Below are 23,644 nucleotides of genomic sequence, written 5' to 3'. Positions count from 1 at the left end.
ACATGCAAGACAACCGTCAACCCGAGATCGACATTGCAGTGGTCGGCGCCGGCATCATCGGCGTCGCCTGCGCGCTGCAACTGGCGCGCCAGGGCCGGCGCGTGGTGGTCATCGACCAGCAGGAACCGGGGATGGGCGCCTCGTTCGGCAATGCCGGGCATTTGGCCACCGAACAGGTGTTCCCCATCGCCGACCTGTCGATCCTGATGCGCCTGCCCGCGATGCTCATGGACCCCATGGGCCCGCTGCGCCTGGACTGGAAATACCTGCCCCGTGCGCTGCCCTGGTTTGCTCGCCTCTTGTTAAACCTGCGCCCGGCCGCTTACCAGCGCACGGTCGCCGGTATCCGTGCCCTCAACGAAAGCAGCCTGGGCGCCTGGCAGCGCTTGTTGGCGAACATCGACCGGCCCCAGTTGATGCGCGAGGACGGCTCGCTGCTGGTGTTCGAGCGTGCCGAGTCGCGACAAGCGATTGAAGGTTTGCAAGCACGCATGACCCAGCAAAACGTGCCGGTGGATTGCTGGTCGGCCAGCGCCGTGCAACAGGCGGCACCGCAATTAAGCGAGCGGATCCAGGGGGGCTTGTTCTTTCCCCGCACCGGGCATTTCCTCGATCCGTATCGCGTGGTGTGCGAACTGGTCAAGGCCGCCAAGGCCAGCGGCGTGACCTTTCTCAAGCGCCAGGTCCAGGACGGCCAGCTTCAGGCCCAGGGCGTTGCACTGATCACTGACCAGGGCCGCTTGGCCGCACGCCAGGTGGTGATCGCCTGCGGCGCCCACTCGGCCAGGCTCACCCAGGCGCTGACCGGCAAAAAGGTGCCCCTGGACACCGAGCGCGGTTATCACCTGATGCTGCCCCACGAGCAAGACCGCTTGCCCTTCGCCGTCACCTCGTTGGAACGCAAGTTCATCATGACGCCCATGAGCGGTGGGCTACGGCTGGCCGGCACCGTGGAATTCGCCGGCCTCGACCGCCCGCCGAACATGCGGCGCGCCTGGCAGTTGCACCGGCTCAGCCGCGGCCTGTTGCGTGACGAACTGAGCGCTGAGGACGCCACGCCGTGGATGGGCTTTCGGCCCTCGTTGCCGGACTCGCTGCCGATCATCGACCGGGTGTGCGACGGTAAGGTGTTGCTCGCTTTCGGGCATCAACATTTGGGGCTGACGCAAGCGGCCGTCACTGCCGAGCTGGTCGCCCAGTTGGTATCGCCGATCTACCTGCCCCAGCCCCTGGGATTGCCGGCATTGGCGGCCTATCGGTTGGATCGGTTCTGACGCAGGCCTTGCAGGAGCAATCACTGGTAAATAATCGTAAACGTCGCCGAGGCATTCGCCGGGCCGGGGGTTACCGTGCTCGCCGTCTGCAGGTAACGGGCGCGCAAGGGGATCGTATAACTCCCCTCGTTGGGGCGCAGGGTGAGGCCGCTGCTTTGGTTGGCCCCAAGGATGACCGAGTTGCCGTTGCGGTTCTGCACCTGCACGCCAACCCCTGTGGCGGCGGGCGCACTGCCCATGGCGCCAGGGTCGAGGCTCAGTACACCGTTATTCGTGTTGATCGCCGTACGCGCGGGGTCGATGCGGTACTGCAGGGTGTTACGCACCAGAGAGCCACTATCGACGTTCGTACCAAGAGGCGACGTGCCACTTTGCGATGACCAGGCCGGCCCCGTTGTCGTATAGATCCCGTTGAACGCCGGGCAGTCATTCAAAGCGATGGAAAAATCCGTCCAGCCCGTGCTGCTGTTGAGCCCGGTGAACTTGGAGGTCAGATGAGAGCCCATGGGCACCGAGACATCCGGTGTACGGCAGGTACTCGAGACAATCTGGATATTGCCGGAGATCCCCATACTGAAGCCGCGCATTCTCGCATCGCCGAAGTTGCCGAACAGACTGACGACCGGCAACGTACTGCCCACCAATACACCAGGCGTTACATCGCCCAGTTTGATCAAGATCAGCTCAAAGTTCGAAGGCCCGTCAAATGGGACCAAACACCTGTAGCCAGATGTGCATGTGGTCCATGCCTTGCCAGATTGCCTTGGCAGCAGGCCGCCCGAGCTGTTGAAGGCAACCCCCAGCCCCGGAATGCTGGTTCTATAGACCTTGTTGGCGTAGGTCCCGCTGGACACATTGGCCATGGCATAACTGGAGTCGACTGTCATCTCAGTCCACTGCTGATACGGGGCATAGAGGCATTCAAGCTTGGGCGCCTGGCCCGCAGCCATGCTGAAGCGCTGGCGATATACCTCGGTACCCACCGGCAGATCGCGCCCGATAGTGATCGCCGAAATCTGCAATGGCATGGAGCCCACGGCCGGCTGGATACCCTCCATGTAGGTGCAGGTGACCGCCATGGCCGTCCCCGCCGCCGCCCACAATGCCGCGACGGCCAGGCCCGCCTTGATCAAAGCGCCAATATTCATAACTGTACCTTTTGAAGAGTGTTGGGCTGCACGCTGCCAGCGACTTGCTTACCGGCCGCACAAACCGCGTCTACCTGTTGCAATTGCTGCCCTTCGCCGGGGCCCGCCGGGATGACCAGTGCGCACTGTTGATGGGTCTTGCTTCCCCAGTTGATCAGTAACTGACGGGTTTGCGGCTTGATCCGTGCGTAGAGCTGGCCACCCTGCCCGACCACGCCGACCGAGGTGCCGTCGATATCTGTCACGCCAGCACCAAAGGGCAGGCTGCTGCCATCGTCGAGGCGTACGTTGAGCAACACTGCGCGGCCCTGGTTGGTGGTGTACTTGAGGTGCACCACCGCACCGGCACGCGGGGCCACCTGTTGGCTGGTTTCGCTGAGTTCGACGTCCAGCGAGCTACCAATAGGGTCGATTGCCACTTCGTTCAACTCATATGGCCGCAGGTACGGCACCACGGCATTGCCGCGGCTGTCGAGCTTGAGGCCAGGGTAGCCGGACACCTTGGCCCCCTGCGCACCCGGGGCACTGACCACCGCCATGGTTTCACCGCGATAAGGAGTCATGGTCACCCCATCGGCATGCGCCACCACGCTGCCGCTCGCGCCCACCGAGGCGCTGGTGTAGCCATCACCGCGTCCCAGGGCAGCGCTGAGCATGGCGCGCGCGCCGGTGTATTGGCCATTGAGGGCCGCGCTCTTGCTGTTACTGGCACCGTCATGGCCGACTGTCGCGCCGTAGCCATATTGACGGTCCTCGCCAGCGGTGCCGCTGATGCCGGCCTGCTCGCTGTAGTTGCCTTGGGAGTCACGTCCTACCTGTGCGGTCATTTGCGGGCTGAAGCCTGGACCGCCAAATTCCAGAGGCATGCTCATGGTCAGCAAAAAGCTGTTTTCCATGTCCCCCAGGCCCATGCGGCTGCGGTTGGCGTTCACACTGAAGCTGATGCGATTGAACTGCTTGCTGTAGCTGAACTGGTACTGCAAATCACTGCCCGGCAGGTTCCAGTAGTTCTGCGCATAGCCGCTGATTGCCACTTGCCCCCACTCCCCCAGGCTCTGGTCGGCGGTGACCGAAAAGCGACTGCGCGGGCGCCCGAACATGCTGGTGTCCCACCCCGTTTTCTCGGCATCGAGCAGTTGCATGGCGTTACTGAAGTCCAGGTATTCGCTGGTAGAAAAACGATAAGCCGCAACGGTGAAGTTACTGCCCGTGCTGAGCACATTTTTGCTGTAGGACACCCGCATGCTCTGCCCTTTGGCGGCACCGGCGGCCAGGTCGGTCTGGGCGTGAGTCAAGTCGATGGCCATGGCACCGATCGGCGTGCCAAACGCCAGGCCGGTGAGCACGGCGGTGTAGTCATCGCTGGACTGCATCCCGGCAAATCCGGTGAACGTATTGTTCAGGCCATATTGCACAGTGCCTTGTAGCAGACGCGATTGCTTGTCGACGTAGTTGTTGCGGGTCTCGCCTGCGGTCAGGCTGAAACGCGAGGTACCGGGGCGCAGCAACTGGCTGACCGAGGCATAGGGCACGATGAAGTTCTGCTCGGTGCCGTCGGCTTCCGCCACACTGACACTGAGGTCGCCGCCATAGCCGGTTGAATACAGGTCATCAATCACAAATGCCCCGGGCGCCACGGTGGTTTCCAGCAGGATGTTGCCGGCCTGGCGAATGGTCACACGGGCGTTGGTGCGGGCAATCCCACGGATCACCGGGGCATAGCCGCGCATGGAGTCGGGCAGCATGCGGTCGTCACTGGCCAGTTGCACACCACGGTAGGCCAGGGTGTCGAAGATCTCGCCGGTGGTGTTGGACTCGCCCACCGTCAGTTGGCTTTTCAACGCGGTGATGTCGCGTTGCGCATAGGAGTCCAGGGCTTGGTAATTATTGCCCTGACGTGACTGCCAGCTCATCGACGCGTTGTGGCGCAGGCGCCAGTCACCCAGGTTGAGGCCGGTGTGCAGGCCCAGGAATGCCGAGTCAGAGTTGCCACTGCGGGTGCGGTTACGGCTGCCATTGAAGCTGTAGCTGAGCATGCCTGCGGTCACGCCGCGATCCCACAGTTCCGGGCTGACGTATCCCCGGACATTGCGCCGCAGCGCCGCCTGGGGAATGCTCAGGTCGAGGGCCTGGTTTTCCGGGGAAAAATTCGCGGTTGCACCCGGGATCAGACTGCCCACGGCGGCACAGCCCTGGCTGTCCAGCGCCAAAGTGCTTTCAGGCGACAGCTTGCTCATCTCCACGCCCTGACGCTCAAGCAAGCTACGCGTCATGCAGACCACCGGCTTGCTGCCGTCGGCCTGGGCGTCGATGCGAATGTCCTGGCGGCTGTTCAACTGGCCGTTAAGCACTACGTCTGCACGGTATTGCCCGGGCATCACCGGGTTGCCGGTCTGGTAGGCGCCCAAGTCGAGATTGCGCGAGTCTTCAGGCAGGAACGCATCGTTGAACTGCACCTCTTGCGCCAGCGCACCCTGTATACCCCATGCACCTGGGGCGATGGCCAATACCCTGAGGATCAAGGCAGAGAGCGGATTCAAGGCGAAGCAAGGCCGCGCCCGCAGAGAAAGCCTGCAGCTGGAAGAGGTCGACATAAATGACTCGCGACTAAAAAACTTGAGGTTTAATCAGGGCTTGAGTGCTTTACGGGTCGGGATCAGTGCGCCGTAATCGTTGATAGCGCTGAACTCCACCTGAGCACCCGCAGCCGGTCGGACCTTGAGCGTTGGGAGCACAAATTGGCGGGTTTCACCCGGAGCGATCATGCCGTCTTCACTGCGCTCACGCTGGGCGCCAGCCACCAGTTCCAACTCGATCAGCGAAACATGGAACGCCGACGGATTGAAGGCCTGCAAGGCCAAGCCTTGCCCATCGCGTGCGGGCACCAATTGCCACTGCACCTGCTCGATCGCCTCGCTGGCAGTGCCTGGCAAGCCGGTCGGGCGATAAAACAATTTGATCCGCGAACGGAATGCCATTTGCAGCGTATTGATATCTGCACCCGCCTCGGGCTTGGGTGGAATTTCCAATACGTTGAGCCAGAACACCGACTCTTTGTCCTGGGCCATTGGAGCCCCGGTAAACAACACCCGCAGGCTTTGGCCCTTGGTCGGATCGATGCGCGCCACCGGCGGTGAAAGCAGGAACGGCGCCTTGGAGCTGGTCGGAGTCGACTCGACGCTGCCGGTGTCGATCCACGACTGGATCAGCGCTGGCTGCGTGCCATTGTTGTTGAGTTTTACCGTGATTTCTTTCTGGTCCGCCGGGTAGAGCAGGCGTGTTCCGGTAATCACTACACCCCCGATAGCCTGGGAACACGTCAGTGTCACAAGGCTTGCCAGGAGCAATTGTCTGAGGGCAGATGTGCAAGGCATTACGTAATCCCGTTGCTGCCTGGAAGCACGCCCTTTTGTTGCTGAACAGGGCGTGTATCCATGAGCGGCGACTTACTGATAATTGATGGAGTAAGTCACGGAGCCAACTACGGTACCCGGAGTGGTCGGGGCTTGAGCGTAGTACTGGACAGCGTATGGCAGGATGGCGGCCTTGGAGGTTGCATTGATGGCAATACGGCTGGTGGAAGTGACCTGCGCAGTGTTGCCGGCCTTGATCGCGTTGCCATTGGTTGCGTCAACCAATTGCAGCTGAACCTGGGTGGCAGTACCGCTCACGTTCTTCAGGTTGCCGCTGGTTGCATCAACGCTGCCGCTCGACTCAAAGAATGCAGCCGCTGTTTTCAGCGCGGCAGAGCAATCGCTCAGCTCGATATTGAAACCGGTCTGGCCTGCCACTTGGCCTTTTGCTCCCAGGGCAGCGGTAGAGATGGTTGGCAGCGTGACAGTCGACGGGCTCGCACCAGCCGCGCCGTTAACCGCAACCTTGCAGGTTTCGGCTTTCAGTTCGCCGTTGAAATCGATTTTGCCGTCTGAAGCCAGAGCAACGGTAGAGGCGGTGGCAGCGACCAGTACAGCGAGGGCGCGGGCTTTGTAATTCATGAGTAACTCCGAGAGAGCGATGTTCTACAGTAAGTTTTAAAGCCTCCGTTTATCGGAGAGCTTCTGTGCTGTTGCGGGGCTAAGTTTAGGGAGCCCACATCGAACTCAATATAGGAGTGCTCTGAAAAACAATTGAGCACGGTAAATCCCCAACAATTAAAACCACTATAAAACTTACTGTTGCACTGCACTGTTTAATGGAAAAACATTAATAGCCCGTCTATAGGAGCACTCCTAAAAACAGGCGCTGCAATGTTTATCAATAGAGAAGCTGCGAACAACCGGTGGCCGCCATCGAGCTTTATCGAGGCAGTGAGGCATATGTTGCGGCAGGGCATGCAATTCGCGGCGATTGCATCATTCCCAGAGCAACCTGTCCTGCTGTGAAGCCCCTACTCTACCTAGGCTCCGCAGGGAAGCCCGGCCCTGTGCTCAAGCAGGCTACGGGCATGACCCGCAACCGCTTCTGCTGGCCAGTTCACTTCGTCCTGCAACAGCACTTCGATACGCTGCGCCGTGGCCGCGAAGTCCTCCCAACCGACGTCCAACGCGGCAGTGCGCAGCCTGTGTAGCGCCTCCAGCGCCATGCCGCGATCGCGCAGGGCAAGTAGTTCTATGAGGCTGTTAAGTTCCTGGCGCACGGCCTCCGGCGACCCTGGAGTTTCCGGGTACTCTGCAACTTGTGGCGCCGGGGTTACTTCGCACCAGAGTTCAATCATCTGCTGCAACATGGCCTGTTGGAGCGGTTTGCTCAGTACACCATCCATACCGGCATCGAAACAACGTTGCAGGTATTCATTCCCGCTAAATTGCGAGAGCGCGATGATCGGGCAATATGAGCGTTCCTGTTGGAGCTGCGACTCACGAAACGCGCTGACCATGCGCTCGGCGTCGCCCTCTGGCGAGTCACAGTCGATCAGCACCATATCGACCCGGTGCGCACTGAACAACGCCACCGCCTGGTCGGCATCAGCCGCCAGCAGCACCGCGCAACCAAGGCTGTCGAGTTGTGCCTGCAACACTTGCCGACTGGGTAGCGAGTCGTCCACCACCAACACCTGCAAACCGTTAGCCGATTCCGCGCTCGGCGCAGGCTCAGGTGCCGGCAGTTGCGGGGAAACAGCCGGCTCAACTGGCAACCGCACCTCGACCTGGGTACCGACCCCCTGCAAGCTGCTGAGCACCAACCTGCCGCGCATCAACCTGACCAGGCGCCGGCAGATCACCAGGCCCAGGCCGGTACCGCCAGTGCGTCGATAGGATTGCTTGGCCTGGGCATACGGCCGGAACAGCGAGGCTTGCGCCTGCTTGGACAAGCCTATGCCCGTATCGATGACCCGGATCACCAGTTGTCGCACCTCGACCGCAGGCTTTTCCAGCTGTTGCAACTGCACCTCTACCCGACCCACATCGGTGAACTTGACGGCGTTGCAGATCAGGTTGCGCAGCACCTGCGCCAGACGCAGTTCGTCCAGCAACAATGGGTCGCCGGGACGCTCGCCGGTGACGAGCAGCTCAATGCCCTTTTCCTGCGCCTGCGTTCGATGCTCGTCGACTACCCGCAAGACCAGCGCCCATGGGTCCACCGGTTCAAGATTGAGGGCCAGTTGCCCGGCTTCCATCTTGGAGATATCCAACACATCATCCACCAGCCGCAGCAAGGTATTGGCGCCCCTATTGGCCAAACCGGTGAAATGTCGCTGCTGCTCATCGAGCGGGGTGTGCTCCAGCAGTTCCACGGCGGCCAGCACTGCGTTCATCGGCGAACGCACTTCATGGCTGATGACCGCCAGGAACATCGCCTTCTCCCGTTCGCTGTTCATGGCCTGGCGCCGTTGCAGGCGACTTTGCACGACCAGTCCGACGAGCACTGCCACCACGGCCAGCAGCAACCACAGCTCACCTTGGTAGTGCTCGGCAATGGCCTTGACGGTAGGAATGTCCAGGTCCATATCCGCAAACCAGGCGTCATAGATCGCCTTGCGCTCTTCGCCGCTGATGGACGCCAGCACCTTGTCCAAAATAGACAGCAGGAGCACATCGCTGTCACGTACTGCCATGCTCACACCGGTATGCAGCAACGGCAGCACCCCAGAAATCTGCAGTACCCCATGATATTGGCGGGACAGGTAGGGAATCAGCAGCCACTCCGAAGCAATCGCCGCGTCCGTGCGGCCGTCCTTGACCATCGCCATCATGTCCAGCGCATTCAGGGCAGAAACAATGGTTATCCCCGGGGCCTTACGCTTCAAAAAAGCGACGTAATCCTCCTCGCGCCCCAGCATCACCACCCGCTTGCCGGCGAGTTGCTCCAAGTCGGCAAACGGTTGATCGCCAAAACGGCTGACGATAACGGTCGAGCTGGTGTTGTAGGGCGTGGTGTAACGCAGCCCGAGATCCTTTGCCGGGTCATCGTCCCGGCGCCGGGTGGACAAGATATCGACTTCGCCGCTGATCAGCATGTCCTTGCGGGCGCTGCGCGTAGTGGTGGTGACGGGTTCGAAATACAGGCCCGTGCGCGATGCAATCAACCCCAGGTATTTGGCTGACAACCCTCTGAGTTGGCCATTGCTGATGTATTCAAAAGGCAGCAAGTTATCGAATACGCCAACACGCAGCACCGGATGGGCAGCAATCCAATCACGCTCCTGCTGGGTCAACTCCAGCGGCGTCGGGCCGGCCTGCACCCCGACGCCCAGGTTTCCCAGCACGAACGCTATCAGCAGCAGGCGTAGCAATTTGGCGTTCATCGCTGGGTCACCCGCGTGGCACGCGCGGGCGGCAGCACTTCCAGGGGAGCATCCCCGCCCAAGGCCCGCCAATGCTCAACCAACGCCCGCAGGGCCTGGGCGTAGGCCGGGCTATCCCAGCCCTCCTGCGCACGCAGCAGGCGCTCCAGATACTCGGCACTCTGCCCCAGGGCCAGCCACTCCATAATCAGCGCAGCACCGTGCAGACGATGGGCAACGTGGACGGCGCTGGGGCGGTCACAGAGCGCTATGGCCTTGATCAGGCTCCCCAGGTCACTGGCCATCTCCCGATTGATCGCCGCCTGATCCAGCTGTGGGGCCATCAGGCTCGCACGGGGTGCAGCCAGGGTGACGTCGCACCAACGCTCGATCACTTCGCGCAGTTGCCCAAGGCGTATCGGCTTGCTCAATGCGGCGTCCATCCCAGCATCCATGCAACGTTTGAGGTGCTGTTCACCGGTCAGGGCAGAAATGGCAATGATTGGGCAGCGTGGACGCCCCAAGCCGCGCTCGAACTCACGCAGTTCGCGAACCAGGCTGTAACCGTCCTGGTCCGGCAGGTCACAGTCCATCAGGATCAATTGGTAGGCCTGCTGCGCGAACAAGCTGTGGGCCTGGGCGGCATCGGCGGCGATCACCGCCTCGCAGCCAAAGCCGCCGATCTGCGCCCGCAGCACTTCCTGGTTGGCCAGGGTGTCTTCCACGACCAGGATTTGCAGGCCGCCCGTCTCGGCCTCTGGCGCGGAATGCTGAATCTGCGGTGGTTCAGCAGTCTGGGGGGCAACCGTTACCGGCACGCAGAGGATGAAGGTCGTGCCAACCCCCGGCTCACTGCTGAGTGTGAACGACCCCTGCATCAAGTTCGCCAGTTGCTGGCAGATCACCAGGCCCAGCCCGGTACCACCGGAGCGCTTGTAGGATTGACTGGCCTGGGCATATGGCCGGAACAACGACGCCTGTACCGCTTCGCTGATACCGATCCCGGTATCGCGCACCTTGACTTGCAACTGTTGACCACCGGCCGGTAGGGCCAACAGGCACAGCTTGATGTCGACACCGCCGGCATCGGTGAACTTGATGGCATTGGAAAGCAGGTTATGAAGAATCTGCGTCAGGCGGGAGCTGTCGAGTAACAGCAAGGGCAGCGCGGTGTGGATGCTCACATTCAGGCTCAGGTGCTTTTCCCGGGCGCGCAGGCGGTGCAAGCCCACTACGCCCTGCACCAGCGCCGTCACATCGGTCGGTTCAATGCTCAGGCGCAACGCCCGCGCACCCGAGCCTGGCGTGTCCAGCACGTTATCCAGCAAACGCACCAACGCATTGGCGCCGCCATTGGCAAGGTGCACAAAGTGGCGCTGCTGCTCATTGAGCCGGGTGTGCCCCAATAACTCCATGGCCGCCAGCACGGCATTCATAGGCGAACGAATTTCATGGCCCATGACCGCCAGGAACATGGTTTTTTCCTGCTCGTTGCGCACAGCCTGACGCCGCCTGCGATGGCCGCGATAGACCAGCACACACAGGCTGGCCAGCACCAACGCCCCCATGATCAGGACATGCCAGTAGTGGCTGGAGATGGCAAGCAGGGTTGGAACATCCAGATCCAGCTCGTGATACCAGTGGTCGTACATGTCATTGCGTTGCTCGGCAGTGATCGAGCCCAGGACTTTTTCGAGGATCGAATGCAGCAGTGCCTGGTCCGAGCGAACCGCCATGCTGACATCCAGCATCTGGCTGCCGACCACACCTGAAGCCTCCAGGATGCCCTGGAACTGGCGGTACAGATAAGGCATCAGGAAGGTTTCCGTGGCAACGGCCGCGTCAGCACTGCCGTCCTGGACGCGGGTCAGCATCTCCAGGGCCGATTTGCTTTTGATCAGCGTGACCTCGATTCCTGATGCTCCGACGATCTCTTCGTAATGATCCACGTCAGGAACCATCACGGTTTTGCCATGCAGTTGGTCGAGGTCGAAAATATCCGGGCCTTCGAAACGCGTCACGATGATCGGCGAGGTGGTCTGGTAGGTCAGCAAGGCAAGGCCCTTGGTGGCCGGCTCAGACCTGAAACGCAAGTAAGAGGACAGCAGATCCACCTGGCCATCGAGGAGCATTTGCTCGCGTATCTCAATGGTCTTTCCCGGAACATAGGTGAATTCAAGGCCGGTGGCATCGGTCACCAATTGCAGGTAATGCACTGAGCGTCCCTGCAGGGTGCCATCACGCATGTACTCAAAAGGTATCAGGTCTTCGACCACGCCCACCCGCAACACCGGATGCTGCTGTATCCAGCGCTGCTCCTGCTCGCTCAGTTGAACCGGGCCAGCAGCGAAGACGGCCCCTCCAAGCGACCACAACAACAAGCCCCCCAACCACCACCGCCTCATGGCGAGCCAATGATTTTGTTGAGCTTGAACAGTTCGTTGTTCGACGTAACCCCCAGCTTGCGAAACGCCGAGGTTTTCTGGGTGCTGATGGTCTTGATGCTGCGATTGAACTTCTCGGCAATTTCAGTGATGGTCATGCCCGCCAGGTAACAACGAATGACCTCCTGCTCGCGACTGGTCAACTCCGCCAGGATCAGGGCGTCCGGCACTTCGCCAGAGCCTTTGCGGGTATCACTGGTGACGGTTTCGGCCAAGCGATAGGTCATGTCGGGACTCAGGTACACCGCCCCCGATGCCACTTTGCGGATGGCCTTGACCAACTGGTCCATGTCCTCACCCTTGCCGACAAACCCGCGGGCTCCGACACGCATGGCCAGGCCCACGGTCGCCGGGTCGTGGTGGGTGGACAACACAAGGATGTGGCTAGCGGGAAACTTGACTCGCAAGGCACGGATCAATGAGACGCCGTCCAACTCCTCGGGACTCAGGGAGAAATCCAGTAGCAGCAAGTCTGCAGGCGCCGTGGCGAGACCGGCGATCAGGTCGCGGCTGCGCTCATAAATGCCTACCACTTCAAAGTTCGCCTCGGCCGCCAGGGTATTGGCCAGACCATGTCGAACAACCGCGTGATCATCCAACAAAGCAATACGTATAGATTTCATTATGATCGAGCCCACTCAACCCAGCGCAAGCCGCGCTGCCGAAAACAGGGATACCCAACGATAGAACAGTATATGCAACAAGCGGCAAATGACACGGCGCCAACCCGCCAGGTTCAGATACCTTCAATGAGGTGCTTGATCTTGAATAGCTCGTTGTTCGATATCACACCCAACTTGCGAAAAGCCGAAGCCTTTTGGGAGCTGATGGTCTTGATGCTACGGCTGAATTTCTCAGCAATTTCGGTGATGGTCATGCCCGTCAGATAACAGCGAATCACTTCTTGCTCACGGGCAGACAGACTGACAAAGCGCAACGCATCCTCGCGATTGCGCGCCTCGCCGTCATAGTTGACCGCAGTGGCTTCGGCAACCCTGTAGGCCATGTCCGGGCTCAGGTAAACCGCCCCCGATGCCACCAACCGGACGGCGTCGACCAACTGACCCATGTCTTCACCCTTGCCGAGAAATCCCCGGGCACCGGCACGCAAGGCCAGGATCACGGTGGCGGCGTCATGGTGCGTAGAGAACACCAGGATGCGGCATTGTGGAAACTTCACCCGTAACGCTCGAATCAGTAACACGCCATCCAACTCGCTGGGCCCCAGGACATAGTCCAGTAACAGCACCTGCGCCGGGTCCTTGGCCAGCCCTGCCAATAGTTCACGCGTACGGGCGTAGACACCGACCACTTCAAAATCAGGTTCCTGCAGCAATCGATTGACCAGGCCATGTCGCACGATTGCATGATCATCCAGCAAAGCAATTTGTAAGCGTTTCATAGATCACAGGACACTCTGTATAACGAGCAAAAAGATGAAAAATAACGCTATCTCATCATTGGTAAGTTGCCGTCAGGGAAGACGGACCTACAACATCAATTCCATCCGTGCAACTGAGCCATCGCACATTAAAAACAAACAGGCGAACTTTCGATCAGGCAATACAACACCCACCGGCAAACTTTAAGTTGCCAGGCAAGTAGTCGACTTTTTGAGATTCAAGACATCCAGCAGTGGTTATCGAATGGGCAGAGCAGTTAACTCCAGCGGCATACAATTTAAAAAAATCGATGATGGAAATTTAAAGCCATGACGAAACAATTGAAATAAGAGCACTCCTAAAAACCGCCTCCTCCCAGAGCCAGACGGACAGAAGTATGTTTACGGGTGTTTACCCCGCTCAATCAGGAAGCTCAAAAAGGCCTCGATTTCCATCGGCCGCGCCAGCGCATAACCCTGCCCGACGCGGCAGCCCAGGCGATGCAGCAAAGGGATCGTGGACTCATCCTCAATGCCCTCGGCCACCAGGTTCAGATTCAGCAGGCCGGCCCAACTGACGATGCCCGCAATCACCTTGCGTGATGACGAGTGCTGCTCTACGGCACGCACGAATGAGCCGTCGATTTTCATTTCATCGAACGACAGGTTCGCCAACAGGTTCAACGTGGCCGCGCCGGTACCAAAATCATCCAGGGACACCTGGAAACCCTTGGCGCGGATTGCCGTCAGCGATGCGGAAAGATGCAGTTCGTCCGGTTCGGGTACGTCCTCGGTAAGCTCGATTTTCAGCAAGTGGTTTGGCAATTCGGCCTGCTGCATCCGTGTGGCGAGGCGGTCGGCAAAGTATGGGGTGCAAATGGTTTTTGCCGAGGCATTCACCGCGATGGGGATCAGAATGTTTTCACGCTTGAGGGCCAGCATCGCCCGGATGCTCCACATTTCCACCAGGCTGAACAGCAACAGGTCCAGGCCCAGTCGGTTAACCAACGGCATCAGCACCGACGGCGGGATTTCACCAAAGCGCGGGTGCTTCCAGCGCACCAATGCCTCGGCTCCCACTACACGCCGGCTCGACAGCTCGAATTGTGGCTGGAACACAAAGCGCAAGCCCTCCCCCGTGGTCAGCGCATTGATCACTTCATCCTCGGCCAAGGCGTCGAATGTGGTCATGTGCAACTGCGGGTCCGGTTTCGCGCGGGTCAGCATCACGGCTCGCAAGGCATCACCCAGTTCCAGGGTTGCGCCTTCGCGCAGGATCTCCACCAGAATCCCGGCGGCGCGGGCCAATCGGGCATGGGACTCCAACGCACTGATGGCGACCCCGCCCATGTGCTTGATCCAGCGCTGCTGGGTGCCGCCATGCAGGGAAGCCACGCCGCCCTCTTCCACAGCACGCACCTGCGCATTCAAGGTGGCTTCACCGGTCCAGAAGATGCTCGGCAACTGCGCCACGGCGCCGGCTTCGTGCAGCCCCTTGAGCAGGCTTGGCAGCATCAGCCCATCATCAGACCCCGGACGAATTTCGCAGAAGATGACGTCCACCGGCTGGTCGACCAGCCAGGCCTCTACGTCGCTCAAGGATTTAGCGTTGGCCAGCGCTGTAACGCCCATACTGCTCAACGCGCCGGACAGCCAATTGGCACAGGTGGCGTCGGTTGCCAACGTGATAACGCGTAGGGCGTTGAACTCGTTGGGTACGGCGGCATTTACGATCATGACAAGAATTTCCCGATACTTTTCCAGGAAAAAAGCTTATCAGTGGCAAAAAAGAAGCAAATAGGATTGGGACTAAAAGCACCCTTGTCTGCGGGGTGGGCGACCCAGAACGGAGCGCTGTGCGGCGGGTATCAGGGCAGTTGTGCTGCGTCAGCGTTGACGAACATCGCCGGCAAGCCGGCGCCTACAGGAAAAAAAACATTAAGCGGTGAATTATTTCGTGTCCTCATGTATCTGACCGAGTAGACCATGCCATTAAAACAATGGCATCGACACCGTTCAGTGACAGAGTGACCTGTATGAAATCACGCAAGAAAAGTGTCAGCCCAATCGGGTTGAAAGACATCACCATTGTCGACGACGCCAAGATGCGCAAGGCGATCACCGCCGCAGCACTGGGCAATGCCATGGAGTGGTTCGACTTCGGGGTGTATGGCTTCGTGGCTTATGTGCTGGGCAAGGTGTTCTTCCCCGGCGCCGACCCTGGCGTGCAGATGATTGCGGCGCTGGCGACCTTTTCCGTGCCGTTCCTGATCCGCCCACTGGGTGGCCTGTTCTTTGGTGCGCTGGGGGATAAGTACGGGCGGCAGAAAGTCCTCGCGGCCACCATCGTGATCATGTCCATCAGCACCTTTGCCATCGGCCTGATTCCGTCCTATGCCTCGATTGGCATCTGGGCCCCGATCCTGTTGCTGTTGGCCAAGATGGCCCAAGGCTTCTCGGTGGGTGGTGAATACACCGGGGCCTCGATCTTCGTCGCCGAATACGCCCCCGACCGCAAGCGCGGCTTCCTCGGCAGTTGGCTGGACTTCGGCTCCATCGCAGGCTTTGTGCTCGGTGCGGGCGTAGTGGTGGCGATCTCCAGCGTGCTGGGTGAAGAACAGTTCCAGGAGTGGGGCTGGCGCCTGCCGTTCTTCCTAGCCCTGCCCCTGGGCATGATCGGCTTGTACCTGCGCCACGCCCTGGAAGAAACCCCAGCCTTCCAACAGCATGTTGAAAAGCTTGAACAGGGCGACCGCGAAGGCCTGGCACGTGGCCCGCGCGTATCGTTCAAGGAGGTCGCCACTCAGCATTGGCGCAGCCTGCTGACCTGTGTCGGCGTGGTGGCCGTGACCAACGTCACCTATTACATGCTGCTCACCTACATGCCCAGCTACCTGACGCACAACTTGCACTACAGCGAAAACCACGGGGTGCTGATCATCATCGCGATCATGGTCGGCATGCTGTTCGTGCAACCCATGATCGGCTTTATCAGCGACAAGGTCGGGCGCCGGCCCTTTATCATCGCCGGCAGTATCGGCCTGCTGGCCCTGGCTATTCCGGCCTTTATGCTGATCAACAGCGGCAAGCTCGGGCTGATCTTCGCAGGCTTGCTGATGCTGGCGGTGGTGCTGAACTTTTTTATCGGCGTGATGGCGTCCACCCTGCCCGCGATGTTCCCCACCCACATCCGCTACAGCGCCCTGGCCAGTGCGTTCAACATCTCGGTACTGATCGCCGGCCTGACCCCGACCGCCGTGGCCTGGCTGGTGGAAAGTACCAACGACCTGTACATGCCTGCGTACTACCTGATGGTCATTGCCGTGGTGGGCCTGGTCACCGGCCTGACCATGAAGGAAACCGCCAACAAACCCCTGCGCGGCGCGGCCCCGGCAGCGTCGGACATGGAAGAGGCACGGGAGCTGTTGCAGGAGCATCACGACAATATCGAACAGAAGATCGAAGACCTCGACGAACAGATCGCCGAGCTGGAAGCCAAGCGCCAGAACCTGGCGCAACAGCATCCGCGGATTGACTGATTGCGCTACACAACAAATGTAGGAGCTGGCTTGCCAACGATAGCGGTGGGTCAGCCGCCGACAATGGTGACTGAACCACCGCCCTCTCGAGCAAGCCCGCTCCTACAGGGGATGACGGCGGACCAATCGACAGTATCGCCGACTCGCCCTGGCTCATCTGATTTCGGAACCTGTGGCTTAGAAAGCGTATTGCAGGCGCATCACCACCCCATCACCGGTGTCATCACCCAGGGTGTTGCTGACGTTGTCCGTGCGGGCCTTGACGTAGTTGGCGCTGACCTTGACCGCCTCATTGGCGTACCAGTTGACGCCCAGGGTATGCGCCTTGCCCTGGCTGTCACCTACCTGGCGCACATTGGTGCTGACCACGACATTATCGTCTTCGACGGTAAACGCGTCGTAGCGGTAGAACACCTCCCAGGCGCCGATTTGTTTGTTTTGCGGTTTGATGGAGTCGAACTTGGCGCCATCGAGTTTGTAGATGCGAGGCTCGCCGGTCAGGGTATAGGCCAGTTGTGCGTAGTAGCCGCTGGCCTTGATGTCACTCTGTGCTGCATCGGCCTTGAGGGTCCGTCGCAAGTACTCACCCTGCACCGAGAACGCATCCAGCGCCCAAGCACCTTCCAGGCCCCACACCGAGTCGTCCTGCCATAAGCCTTGCTGGGCCGCACTCCCGCCAAATACCGAGCGGGTGCCATTGGTGCCGGCACTGTTGCCGCCGTTGGTCTCGACGCCACGCATGCCCATGCGTGAGCGGATGCGCGTGTCGATGGCGGCGTCCTTGAGGTCTCGGTAGGCGTATTGCAGCCCTACGTGCAACACATTGCCGGATTCGTGCAGGGGCGCAAACACGCCGCGCAGGTTGTAGCGCTTGACGCTGTCGCCGTCAGTGTCGTTGTTGTTTTCGCTGAACACACTGCCGGACAAATAGGCCATCTGTCCCACCACGCCGTTGGCCTGTACGCCCATGCCGACGTTGTCGTTGACCCACTCGGCCACATCGTAGGAAAGGTTACGCTCCAGGGCCGTGACCCATTTGGAACTGGTGGCTTTCTCCAAGCCAAAATCGGTGTAGAAACGCCCTACTTTTACATTCAACGGATTGAACCCGGTGTAGGTCACGCTGCCTTCGTCGAAGTAGCCTGCGCTGTCATTGCCCACGTTACGGGACAGGTCGTAGTTGATCTGGTATTTCCAGTCCTTGTAGACCGTGCCGCCAAACTCCAGATAGGCACGCCGAAAATACGCGGCGTCCGCCGTGTTGCCGTTACGGGTGTAGTAATCATCAAACCGGGCGTAATCGGCCTGGATACGCCCGCCCAGCTTGAAGCTGAACTCTTTGTCGGCAGTGGCCACTTCCAGGCCGCCCTTGGTTTTGAGCACAATATCGGCGCCATCGGTGGTTACCGTGCCTGCCTGCGCCGAAATGGCCAATACGCTGCCCGCCACCGCCAGGCTGAATTGAGTTAACCGAACGCACTTTGAATAACTAATCGACATCAACTTCCCCTCACTATCGTTAAGTATTACTTGGCGACGGGGAGTTTCCAAAGACCAAATGACATTTTGGATTTATTCACAAGACAGTTTTGTGACCATGGATATTTCTTGCCCTTTAACCGCGACAAGGACCTTATAAACAAGGGAATTACAAGTTACACAGGCATTCACATCGAATATTTCAGAATGGTTAAAACCAATACCAACTTAGATGACTCTTTCAAACCAGTCACGCCGTTCTTCGAACACTTTGTGAATCAACGCCACCAGCGCTTGCACATGGGGTTGCTCAGCGGTCAAGGGCGCCGTGGACAGCCATGCCAGCCGTTCCATAGGCTCACCAAACAAGGAGGTCAGGGCCAGCAGGTTTTTATCCAAATGGCCGATGTAGTCCGGTAACAAACCGACACAGGCACTGTGCCTGACCCACTCCTGCACCCACGCCTGGGAATGCACCTGGGCCACTGCGCGCTGGCGCTGTTTGACCAGGCGGTTCCAGGGTGCAAACGCCGCAACCGGCGCATTCGTACGGCCTTGCACCAACATAAAGTCGGACAAGTGCGCAATTTGCGTCGGCAAACGGTTGCCGCGACAGTAACGCTTGGCCATATGCGGGCTGAAGTCAATGCGCGCCAGACGTTGCGGCGTGGTCATGGCAAACCCCGGCGCGGGACGAGGACGGTCAGCATCCGCCAACCACACCATGACATCCGCCTGGCGTGTTGGCTCGCCCGTCAGCGGGATGACTTCCAACTGCATTGCCGGGTGCTTGCGCATAAAATCCAGCACCTCACGCGCCAGCAGGTCGTGCATGAGGGAGTCTTCCACGGCCAGACGCAACAGCGGTTGAGGCACGGCGCCCACTTGTGGTTGAACATCGCCAAACCGCGCTATCAGCAGCGCTTGCAGGCGCTGCCCCTTGAGGGTCAGGCGTAGGGCATTTTCTCGTAATACAAACAGCGGGCTACCCAGCCGCCCCTCCAACTGGGCCAGTTGCTTGCGCAGTTCTGCAGTACGGATATTCAGGCTACGGGCAGCCTGGCGAAAGCTGGCACAGCGTGCGCATGTCAGAAAACGCTGCGCCAGTTCGCGGTCAATCAACGGTGCCTGCGCAGTCATAGGGCAACCTTTCAGCGGCCATTATTACGGCACTGCCCCATGACTTGATATTCGATAGTGTTGAGCTTGCCGCTCGAGTCCTCGTAAGTCATGCGCGACGGGACGATGTCGCAGGAGCTGATCTTAGGGGTCACGTTGACCACCTTGGCGATGTCCAGTTTCATGCCATAGCGATAGTCCTGGACCTGGGGTTGTTCCTTACCTTGTTTTAGCGCATAAGCAGCCATGGCTTGCTGGTTATCGCTCATCAACTTCTCATACCCACGATCACCGCCGTTTGTGGCGAACGCGACCGTGGATAATGACAACGCCAATGCAGCAATACTTAGTTTCAACAGGTTCATCAGATTTATCTCTCAAGTCATTTTTCCAGACTTGAGATTAACTAACCGACCCTTTCACCAAGGTAGCTTAAAGATTACCTTTCTGTTATGTGCAACTAAGCCTGACGATAATCACCGCCCCAGTGCCGCCGCCGCCAGGTGCGCCACCCCGAGGGTGATTCCCGGCTCTTCACCGTCTTCGAGCATCCAGGTCGACGACAAACCTGCCCAGGCGAGCACCCATTGCAGGAGCCTACGCCGCTCGATTCCAGAGGCTTTGGCGACCACTTCGATCCGCCGCGCAAAGCACTCGGGAGCCAGGGCGCTTTGATCGGGGTTGCAGAAGAGGTTGGCGTAATCAAAGCCGCGCTCGCCGTAGAGGCCCTTGGGGTCGATAGCCAGCCAGCCGGCCGCGGCAAAATCCAGGACATTGCCATGGTGGATATCGCCATGCAGTACCGCGACATCCTGGGGCGCCGCCAGCAGATCGCGTGCGGTGCTGGCGCACTGCGCAAGGATCCCGCCGTGCCTCGCCGCCCCCGGCCATAGCGCTTCGAACCACCGCGCCAGGGGAACCAGCGCGGGAATCGGCTTGGCCCGTGGCGCATGCAGGCGCGCGGCCACGCCACAAAGGATGCGCGTGGCCTCGTCATCGCGACCGCCGTTGGCCATCTGTACAAGCGAAGCCGAGCCCAGCGCACGCGCCATCAGCAAGGCCTCCCCGTCATGGGCCAGCACCGGCGCTGCACCGTCACCGCCCCACCAGGCCATCAGCACGCTGCCGGCTTGCTCCTCGGCCACTTGGGAGACCTTGAGCATTGCCGGCACACCGTCCTGGCGAACAGGCAATAGATTGCCGTTGCGCGAGGCGAATGCATCGCCATCGACGGTCAGGTCCCATCGCTCCAGGTATTGATCAAATAGACACATCATGGCTGAGGCGGGAACTTCACAAAGCCCATGGCAAACAGCCAACCGCTGAGCATGGGCAGGTAGAGGGAGGTATATGAAGCAACGGTGTAGTCCAATAAGAAGTTGAGCGCGGTGAACGCAATGGCAGCGCACAGGAACTGCGTGCGGGTAAACCGCCTCACAAAGCGTTCCATTGCGGCATTCAAGGTGCGCAGGTACTTCATTGGTTTTCCCCTGGAAATGGTGACGGCATCTACACAGTTGCGCCCGTCGGCCCTGAAAAGCGCAAGAATAGTGCTGCATGGAGTTGACGAGAATCAACCACCGAGATGCCCTGGTTGCCCGTACAGCAAAACTGGCCGAGGCGGCGACAGCGCACGCGTTGCCCGCCCTAGGCCAGGGTATTCCACACCTGCGCCAACCCCACCAGGTGCACCAGCCCGTACACCACGCAAATCCCCGAGCTGATCATGATAAAGCGCGTACTACGGCCCGTGCCGGCCAACACGAACGGGCCCAGCAGACCACGCAACAGATACACCAGTGTGATTACGCACAACGCAGGGCGCAGCAGGGGCAAGGGGTCGATCACTCCGGCGCCGGACAGCGCATAGGCCGACCACGCGGCGAGCACCAGGGCAATCCCCGACGTCACCACCGCCGGGAAGCGGCGACCGGCCTTGGCTGCACGTACAAAGCGCTCGCCCGCGCCAAACAGGTGATACCAGGACGGCCCTTTGACGATGACCCCGATATGCATCAGCGCCACCAGCAGGTTAAGCCCGGCAGCGACCAGCAGTGCCGTGTTGTATTCCATTCCATCACTCCCTGATGCCAATTAGCCACATTGCGCGCAAAGGTATCATGCCCCCTCTCCCACGGCGATCAGCGCATTAAAATCGGCCCCGCAAGCCTGATCACTATCGACTGCCGCGAGACTGGACCGACCGGCGGCAACCCTTTCGGCCAGTTGATGCCGCACTATATCCGGCATGCCTCTACGCCCGACTCTCCCCGCCCCGCCCTTTGAATACCCTGCCCACCTTCGCGCCCAGGCCGAGGCGGCACCGCGTGCGCCCGGCGTGTATTTTTTCTACGCGCAAGGTGAATCGATGCCGCTGTACATCGGTAAAAGTGTCGATATCCGCAGCCGCCTGCTGGCGCACCTGCGTACCCCCGAAGAAGCGCGCATGTTGCGCCAGGCACAGCGGATCGAATATCAGCAAACCGCGGGAGAAATCGGTGCGCTGTTGCTGGAGTCGCGCCTGATCAAAGAGATGCAGCCTTTGAAGAACAAGCGCCTGCGCCGGCAGCGCCGCCTGTGCTCGTTACGCCTGCACGGGGGCAAACTGCAGATCATCGACACCACCGCGCTGGCCGAGGGGCCGCAGTTGTACGGGCTGTTCCGCAGCCGGCGCATGGCAATCGAAGCATTGATCCTGCTCGCCGACGAGCACCGCCTCTGCCATAGCCTGCTGGGTATAGAACCACCCAGCGCGAAGGGCTGTTTCCGTGCGCAGATCCGTAAATGCGCCGGGGCATGCCGGGGCGACGAAACCCATGCAGCCCACACCGAGCGTTTGCTGCAGGCGTTGGCCCACTGGGCCGTCCACCGCTGGCCATACCCCGCCGCCATTGCACTGCACGAACGCCATGGCCAGCTGGAGCAATACCACGTCGTGGATAACTGGCGGTACATCGGGACTTACGCCTGCGAGGCCGAAGCCCGATTGGCGCCGGCCTTGCCATCGCAGTCGTTCGATGCTGACAGCTACAAAATCCTTGTACGGCCCGTGCTGTTCGAGAGTGCTCGTGTGGTGCTGCTGTCGTAAGAGGCGCCTTGCAGAGCCAGCGCGCCAGGAACCTTTTGCACAATCGGGAATCAGTGCTGCATGTTTTCACACCAACAACTCAGCGAATTCCCAATGATTTTCAGAAGATCCCTGCTCTGTATCGCCTTGGTGTCCATCGGCTTTATTGCCGGGTACGCCGCAAAACCCAATGATGTGCTTCAACTGACCGCTGGCCAACTCATAGAGTGTGGCGAGGTGACCATTCCTACGCTGGGCATGTGAGCCCGAAATCCGGCCGCTTTCGGTAGAGGTTACTCAGGCTTGGATTCCGGAACCCGCAGGTGCGCGCCGCAACCATAGCTGCCTGAACTACTTTGATAAAACGTCTCCCCCGTATGATGGGCGGCATTCTGTTTCAGGAAATCAACGCCGTTAAGATCGCGAGATACTGGTTCATGGACTCGTGGCGAGCGATCTGCGGGAGGAAACTTAATGAACAAGATGCCTATAATTCTGGCACCGAGGATAGAGAGCAGCAAAATTGAAAAAGAACTCGTACCTTTATTTGGTGCCTATGATTTTTGGAACGATGCTGACTATTTCATTGCTTTTCGCATGGCGTAGCCACATTTACTCAGTGATTTTTTTCAAGCCAAACTTTCAAAAAATCTATATCACCAGCTCACTAATCTTGACAGCTATAAGCTCGTTAGGCTTTATCATCTTTAAAAAAGACATATTGTCTGGAAACCTCATAAACACCCTAAAAAAGATTACAGCACTTCCACTGGCATTATTTTTAGTGTGCCTGCTAGCCCTACAAATTCCGCTCTCACTTTTAATTTATTTATCCGACGGAACTCAAAGCACTTACACAACGGCATATACACAATCCCCTGGCGGTAGAAATAGCTGCCGCGGCATTGAGATTTTTGAGCCAGAGCTAAATAAGGCAATAAAAATATGTCACTCCAGTGGCGACAGCAATAAGGGTTTAGTCAAGATTTATAAAACCAGCAATACGAAAGGCATCGTCATAACAGGCGCCGCATTTTATTGACGGTTTTTCCAGGTTTGAGATGACTGGCTGGAACAGCTGTACTCCCCTAACCTGCCTTCAAGCTGCGATGCGTAGTAAGCACGCCTTTGTCGTCAAACAGGAAAATCATCTGGTTCCCCCCATTATCCTGGCAAACCACACCTTCAGCTTCCCCGTCAACGATCCCTTGGCAAGCCATGTTCCAGACATAAGGACGGATTTGGCACTTCAGCGTCTTACCGTCTTCAATCACCAGATGATGGGTGGCGGAGATGCTTTCTGGAGCGGGTTTTGGGCAGGCTCCCTCCCCCCAGTTGATACCTTGGTGATTAGGTTGGGAAACACAACCAGCCAGCAGGAGCATGGGCAACAGGCATTTGTAATTCATGATCACCATCCTTAGTTGTTGCTCTGTAACAGGGCGCGGGATGCTCGACCCCGTAAAGAT

At 59.3% G+C, this 23,644-nt stretch carries 21 protein-coding genes; 5 read left to right on the top strand and 16 right to left on the bottom strand.

Going from position 1 to position 23,644, the window contains the following annotated elements; translation table 11 throughout:
• Window positions 1-2: 2 nt before the first annotated feature.
• Entirely contained in the window at window positions 3-1,274 is a 1,272-nt protein-coding gene (locus HBO19_RS18070; RefSeq protein WP_170057996.1) for an FAD-dependent oxidoreductase, read from the top strand.
• Between the two features lie 20 nt (window positions 1,275-1,294).
• Here HBO19_RS18070 and HBO19_RS18065 read toward each other — a convergent pair whose 3' ends face one another.
• The 9 genes from HBO19_RS18065 to HBO19_RS18025 all read right to left on the bottom strand — a co-directional run bounded on the left by HBO19_RS18065 (window position 1,295) and on the right by HBO19_RS18025 (window position 14,708).
• Window positions 1,295-2,422 carry a fimbrial protein gene (locus HBO19_RS18065; RefSeq protein WP_170057995.1) on the bottom strand — a complete coding sequence of 376 codons (1,128 nt, stop codon included), beginning with the start codon at window positions 2,420-2,422 and terminating at the stop codon, window positions 1,295-1,297.
• Complete coding sequence (locus HBO19_RS18060; RefSeq protein WP_346266501.1) at window positions 2,419-4,962, bottom strand: fimbria/pilus outer membrane usher protein; 2,544 nt, start codon at window positions 4,960-4,962, stop codon at window positions 2,419-2,421. The genes HBO19_RS18065 and HBO19_RS18060 overlap by 4 nt, the downstream gene beginning before the upstream one ends.
• An 87-nt stretch (window positions 4,963-5,049) precedes the next feature.
• Window positions 5,050-5,751, bottom strand: a complete 702-nt coding sequence (locus HBO19_RS18055) for a fimbria/pilus periplasmic chaperone (protein WP_346266500.1) — start codon at window positions 5,749-5,751, stop codon at window positions 5,050-5,052.
• Between the two features lie 117 nt (window positions 5,752-5,868).
• Window positions 5,869-6,417, bottom strand: a complete 549-nt coding sequence (locus HBO19_RS18050) for a fimbrial protein (RefSeq protein ID WP_169954308.1) — start codon at window positions 6,415-6,417, stop codon at window positions 5,869-5,871.
• A 401-nt stretch (window positions 6,418-6,818) separates the two neighbouring features.
• A complete protein-coding gene (locus tag HBO19_RS18045; RefSeq protein WP_170057993.1) occupies window positions 6,819-9,167 on the bottom strand; it encodes a transporter substrate-binding domain-containing protein in 2,349 nt (782 codons plus the stop codon).
• On the bottom strand, window positions 9,164-11,527 hold the full coding sequence (locus tag HBO19_RS18040; RefSeq protein WP_262386281.1) for an ATP-binding protein: 2,364 nt from the start codon (window positions 11,525-11,527) through the stop codon (window positions 9,164-9,166). Before HBO19_RS18040 ends, HBO19_RS18045 begins: the two co-directional genes overlap by 4 nt.
• Window positions 11,528-11,547: 20 nt before the next feature.
• A complete protein-coding gene (locus HBO19_RS18035; protein WP_170057991.1) occupies window positions 11,548-12,213 on the bottom strand; it encodes a response regulator transcription factor in 666 nt (221 codons plus the stop codon).
• Window positions 12,214-12,326: 113 nt separating this feature from the next.
• On the bottom strand, window positions 12,327-12,992 hold the full coding sequence (locus HBO19_RS18030; RefSeq protein WP_169954312.1) for a response regulator transcription factor: 666 nt from the start codon (window positions 12,990-12,992) through the stop codon (window positions 12,327-12,329).
• Between the two features lie 381 nt (window positions 12,993-13,373).
• The gene (locus tag HBO19_RS18025; protein ID WP_170057990.1) at window positions 13,374-14,708 is read right to left on the bottom strand and encodes an EAL domain-containing protein; all 1,335 of its coding nucleotides are present in this window, start codon (window positions 14,706-14,708) and stop codon (window positions 13,374-13,376) included.
• A 299-nt stretch (window positions 14,709-15,007) separates the two neighbouring features.
• Here HBO19_RS18025 and proP point away from each other — a divergent pair, with 299 nt between their 5' ends.
• Entirely contained in the window at window positions 15,008-16,510 is a 1,503-nt protein-coding gene (proP, locus tag HBO19_RS18020) for a glycine betaine/L-proline transporter ProP (protein ID WP_169954314.1), read from the top strand.
• A 177-nt stretch (window positions 16,511-16,687) separates the two neighbouring features.
• Here the strand turns inward: proP and HBO19_RS18015 are convergent, their stop codons facing one another.
• The 6 genes from HBO19_RS18015 to HBO19_RS17990 all read right to left on the bottom strand — a co-directional run bounded on the left by HBO19_RS18015 (window position 16,688) and on the right by HBO19_RS17990 (window position 21,181).
• Window positions 16,688-18,010 (bottom strand): OprO/OprP family phosphate-selective porin, encoded by a 1,323-nt coding sequence (locus HBO19_RS18015; protein WP_169954315.1) that lies wholly within the window; start codon window positions 18,008-18,010, stop codon window positions 16,688-16,690.
• Window positions 18,011-18,217: 207 nt separating this feature from the next.
• Window positions 18,218-19,129 (bottom strand): LysR family transcriptional regulator, encoded by a 912-nt coding sequence (locus HBO19_RS18010; RefSeq protein WP_170057989.1) that lies wholly within the window; start codon window positions 19,127-19,129, stop codon window positions 18,218-18,220.
• A gap of 11 nt (window positions 19,130-19,140) precedes the next feature.
• The gene (locus tag HBO19_RS18005) at window positions 19,141-19,473 is read right to left on the bottom strand and encodes a DUF2790 domain-containing protein (protein ID WP_169954317.1); all 333 of its coding nucleotides are present in this window, start codon (window positions 19,471-19,473) and stop codon (window positions 19,141-19,143) included.
• A gap of 111 nt (window positions 19,474-19,584) precedes the next feature.
• Window positions 19,585-20,385 carry an aminoglycoside phosphotransferase family protein gene (locus HBO19_RS18000; RefSeq protein ID WP_222934695.1) on the bottom strand — a complete coding sequence of 267 codons (801 nt, stop codon included), beginning with the start codon at window positions 20,383-20,385 and terminating at the stop codon, window positions 19,585-19,587.
• Complete coding sequence (locus HBO19_RS17995; RefSeq protein ID WP_170057988.1) at window positions 20,382-20,588, bottom strand: hypothetical protein; 207 nt, start codon at window positions 20,586-20,588, stop codon at window positions 20,382-20,384. Before HBO19_RS17995 ends, HBO19_RS18000 begins: the two co-directional genes overlap by 4 nt.
• Window positions 20,589-20,755: 167 nt before the next feature.
• Window positions 20,756-21,181, bottom strand: a complete 426-nt coding sequence (locus HBO19_RS17990) for a hypothetical protein (RefSeq protein ID WP_169954319.1) — start codon at window positions 21,179-21,181, stop codon at window positions 20,756-20,758.
• Between the two features lie 295 nt (window positions 21,182-21,476).
• On the opposite strand from HBO19_RS17990, the gene HBO19_RS17985 reads away from it, so the two are divergent.
• From HBO19_RS17985 to HBO19_RS17975, 3 genes are all read left to right on the top strand, one after another.
• On the top strand, window positions 21,477-22,196 hold the full coding sequence (locus tag HBO19_RS17985; protein WP_262380955.1) for an endonuclease: 720 nt from the start codon (window positions 21,477-21,479) through the stop codon (window positions 22,194-22,196).
• 60 nt (window positions 22,197-22,256) lie between these two features.
• Complete coding sequence (locus HBO19_RS17980) at window positions 22,257-22,439, top strand: hypothetical protein (RefSeq protein ID WP_170043068.1); 183 nt, start codon at window positions 22,257-22,259, stop codon at window positions 22,437-22,439.
• Between the two features lie 259 nt (window positions 22,440-22,698).
• Window positions 22,699-23,217 carry a hypothetical protein gene (locus HBO19_RS17975; RefSeq protein WP_170057987.1) on the top strand — a complete coding sequence of 173 codons (519 nt, stop codon included), beginning with the start codon at window positions 22,699-22,701 and terminating at the stop codon, window positions 23,215-23,217.
• A gap of 46 nt (window positions 23,218-23,263) precedes the next feature.
• On the opposite strand, the gene HBO19_RS17970 is transcribed toward HBO19_RS17975, so the two are convergent.
• A complete protein-coding gene (locus tag HBO19_RS17970; RefSeq protein ID WP_170057986.1) occupies window positions 23,264-23,584 on the bottom strand; it encodes a hypothetical protein in 321 nt (106 codons plus the stop codon).
• Between the last annotated feature and the right edge of the window lie 60 nt (window positions 23,585-23,644).

This window comes from Pseudomonas sp. WS 5021 (assembly GCF_012985535.1).
GTDB lineage: Bacteria > Pseudomonadota > Gammaproteobacteria > Pseudomonadales > Pseudomonadaceae > Aquipseudomonas.
Note: the sequence above shows the minus strand (reverse complement) of the source record. Positions and strands in the feature narration are given on the sequence as shown.

Bases quoted from the DNA above. Each gene is read 5' to 3' on its own strand.
- HBO19_RS18010 (WP_170057989.1), bottom strand. From the start codon at position 19,129: ATGACTGCGCAGGCACCGTTGATTGACCGCGAACTGGCGCAGCGTTTT.
- HBO19_RS18050 (WP_169954308.1), bottom strand. From the start codon at position 6,417: ATGAATTACAAAGCCCGCGCCCTCGCTGTACTGGTCGCTGCCACCGCC.
- HBO19_RS18065 (WP_170057995.1), bottom strand. From the start codon at position 2,422: ATGAATATTGGCGCTTTGATCAAGGCGGGCCTGGCCGTCGCGGCATTG.
- HBO19_RS18045 (WP_170057993.1), bottom strand. From the start codon at position 9,167: ATGAACGCCAAATTGCTACGCCTGCTGCTGATAGCGTTCGTGCTGGGA.
- HBO19_RS17990 (WP_169954319.1), bottom strand. From the start codon at position 21,181: ATGGAATACAACACGGCACTGCTGGTCGCTGCCGGGCTTAACCTGCTG.
- HBO19_RS17985 (WP_262380955.1), top strand. From the start codon at position 21,477: ATGCCGCTGTACATCGGTAAAAGTGTCGATATCCGCAGCCGCCTGCTG.
- HBO19_RS18000 (WP_222934695.1), bottom strand. From the start codon at position 20,385: ATGATGTGTCTATTTGATCAATACCTGGAGCGATGGGACCTGACCGTC.
- HBO19_RS18070 (WP_170057996.1), top strand. From the start codon at position 3: ATGCAAGACAACCGTCAACCCGAGATCGACATTGCAGTGGTCGGCGCC.
- HBO19_RS18015 (WP_169954315.1), bottom strand. From the start codon at position 18,010: ATGTCGATTAGTTATTCAAAGTGCGTTCGGTTAACTCAATTCAGCCTG.
- HBO19_RS18035 (WP_170057991.1), bottom strand. From the start codon at position 12,213: ATGAAATCTATACGTATTGCTTTGTTGGATGATCACGCGGTTGTTCGA.
- HBO19_RS17995 (WP_170057988.1), bottom strand. From the start codon at position 20,588: ATGAAGTACCTGCGCACCTTGAATGCCGCAATGGAACGCTTTGTGAGG.
- HBO19_RS18005 (WP_169954317.1), bottom strand. From the start codon at position 19,473: ATGAACCTGTTGAAACTAAGTATTGCTGCATTGGCGTTGTCATTATCC.
- HBO19_RS18030 (WP_169954312.1), bottom strand. From the start codon at position 12,992: ATGAAACGCTTACAAATTGCTTTGCTGGATGATCATGCAATCGTGCGA.
- HBO19_RS17980 (WP_170043068.1), top strand. From the start codon at position 22,257: ATGTTTTCACACCAACAACTCAGCGAATTCCCAATGATTTTCAGAAGA.
- HBO19_RS18025 (WP_170057990.1), bottom strand. From the start codon at position 14,708: ATGATCGTAAATGCCGCCGTACCCAACGAGTTCAACGCCCTACGCGTT.
- proP (WP_169954314.1), top strand. From the start codon at position 15,008: ATGAAATCACGCAAGAAAAGTGTCAGCCCAATCGGGTTGAAAGACATC.
- HBO19_RS17970 (WP_170057986.1), bottom strand. From the start codon at position 23,584: ATGAATTACAAATGCCTGTTGCCCATGCTCCTGCTGGCTGGTTGTGTT.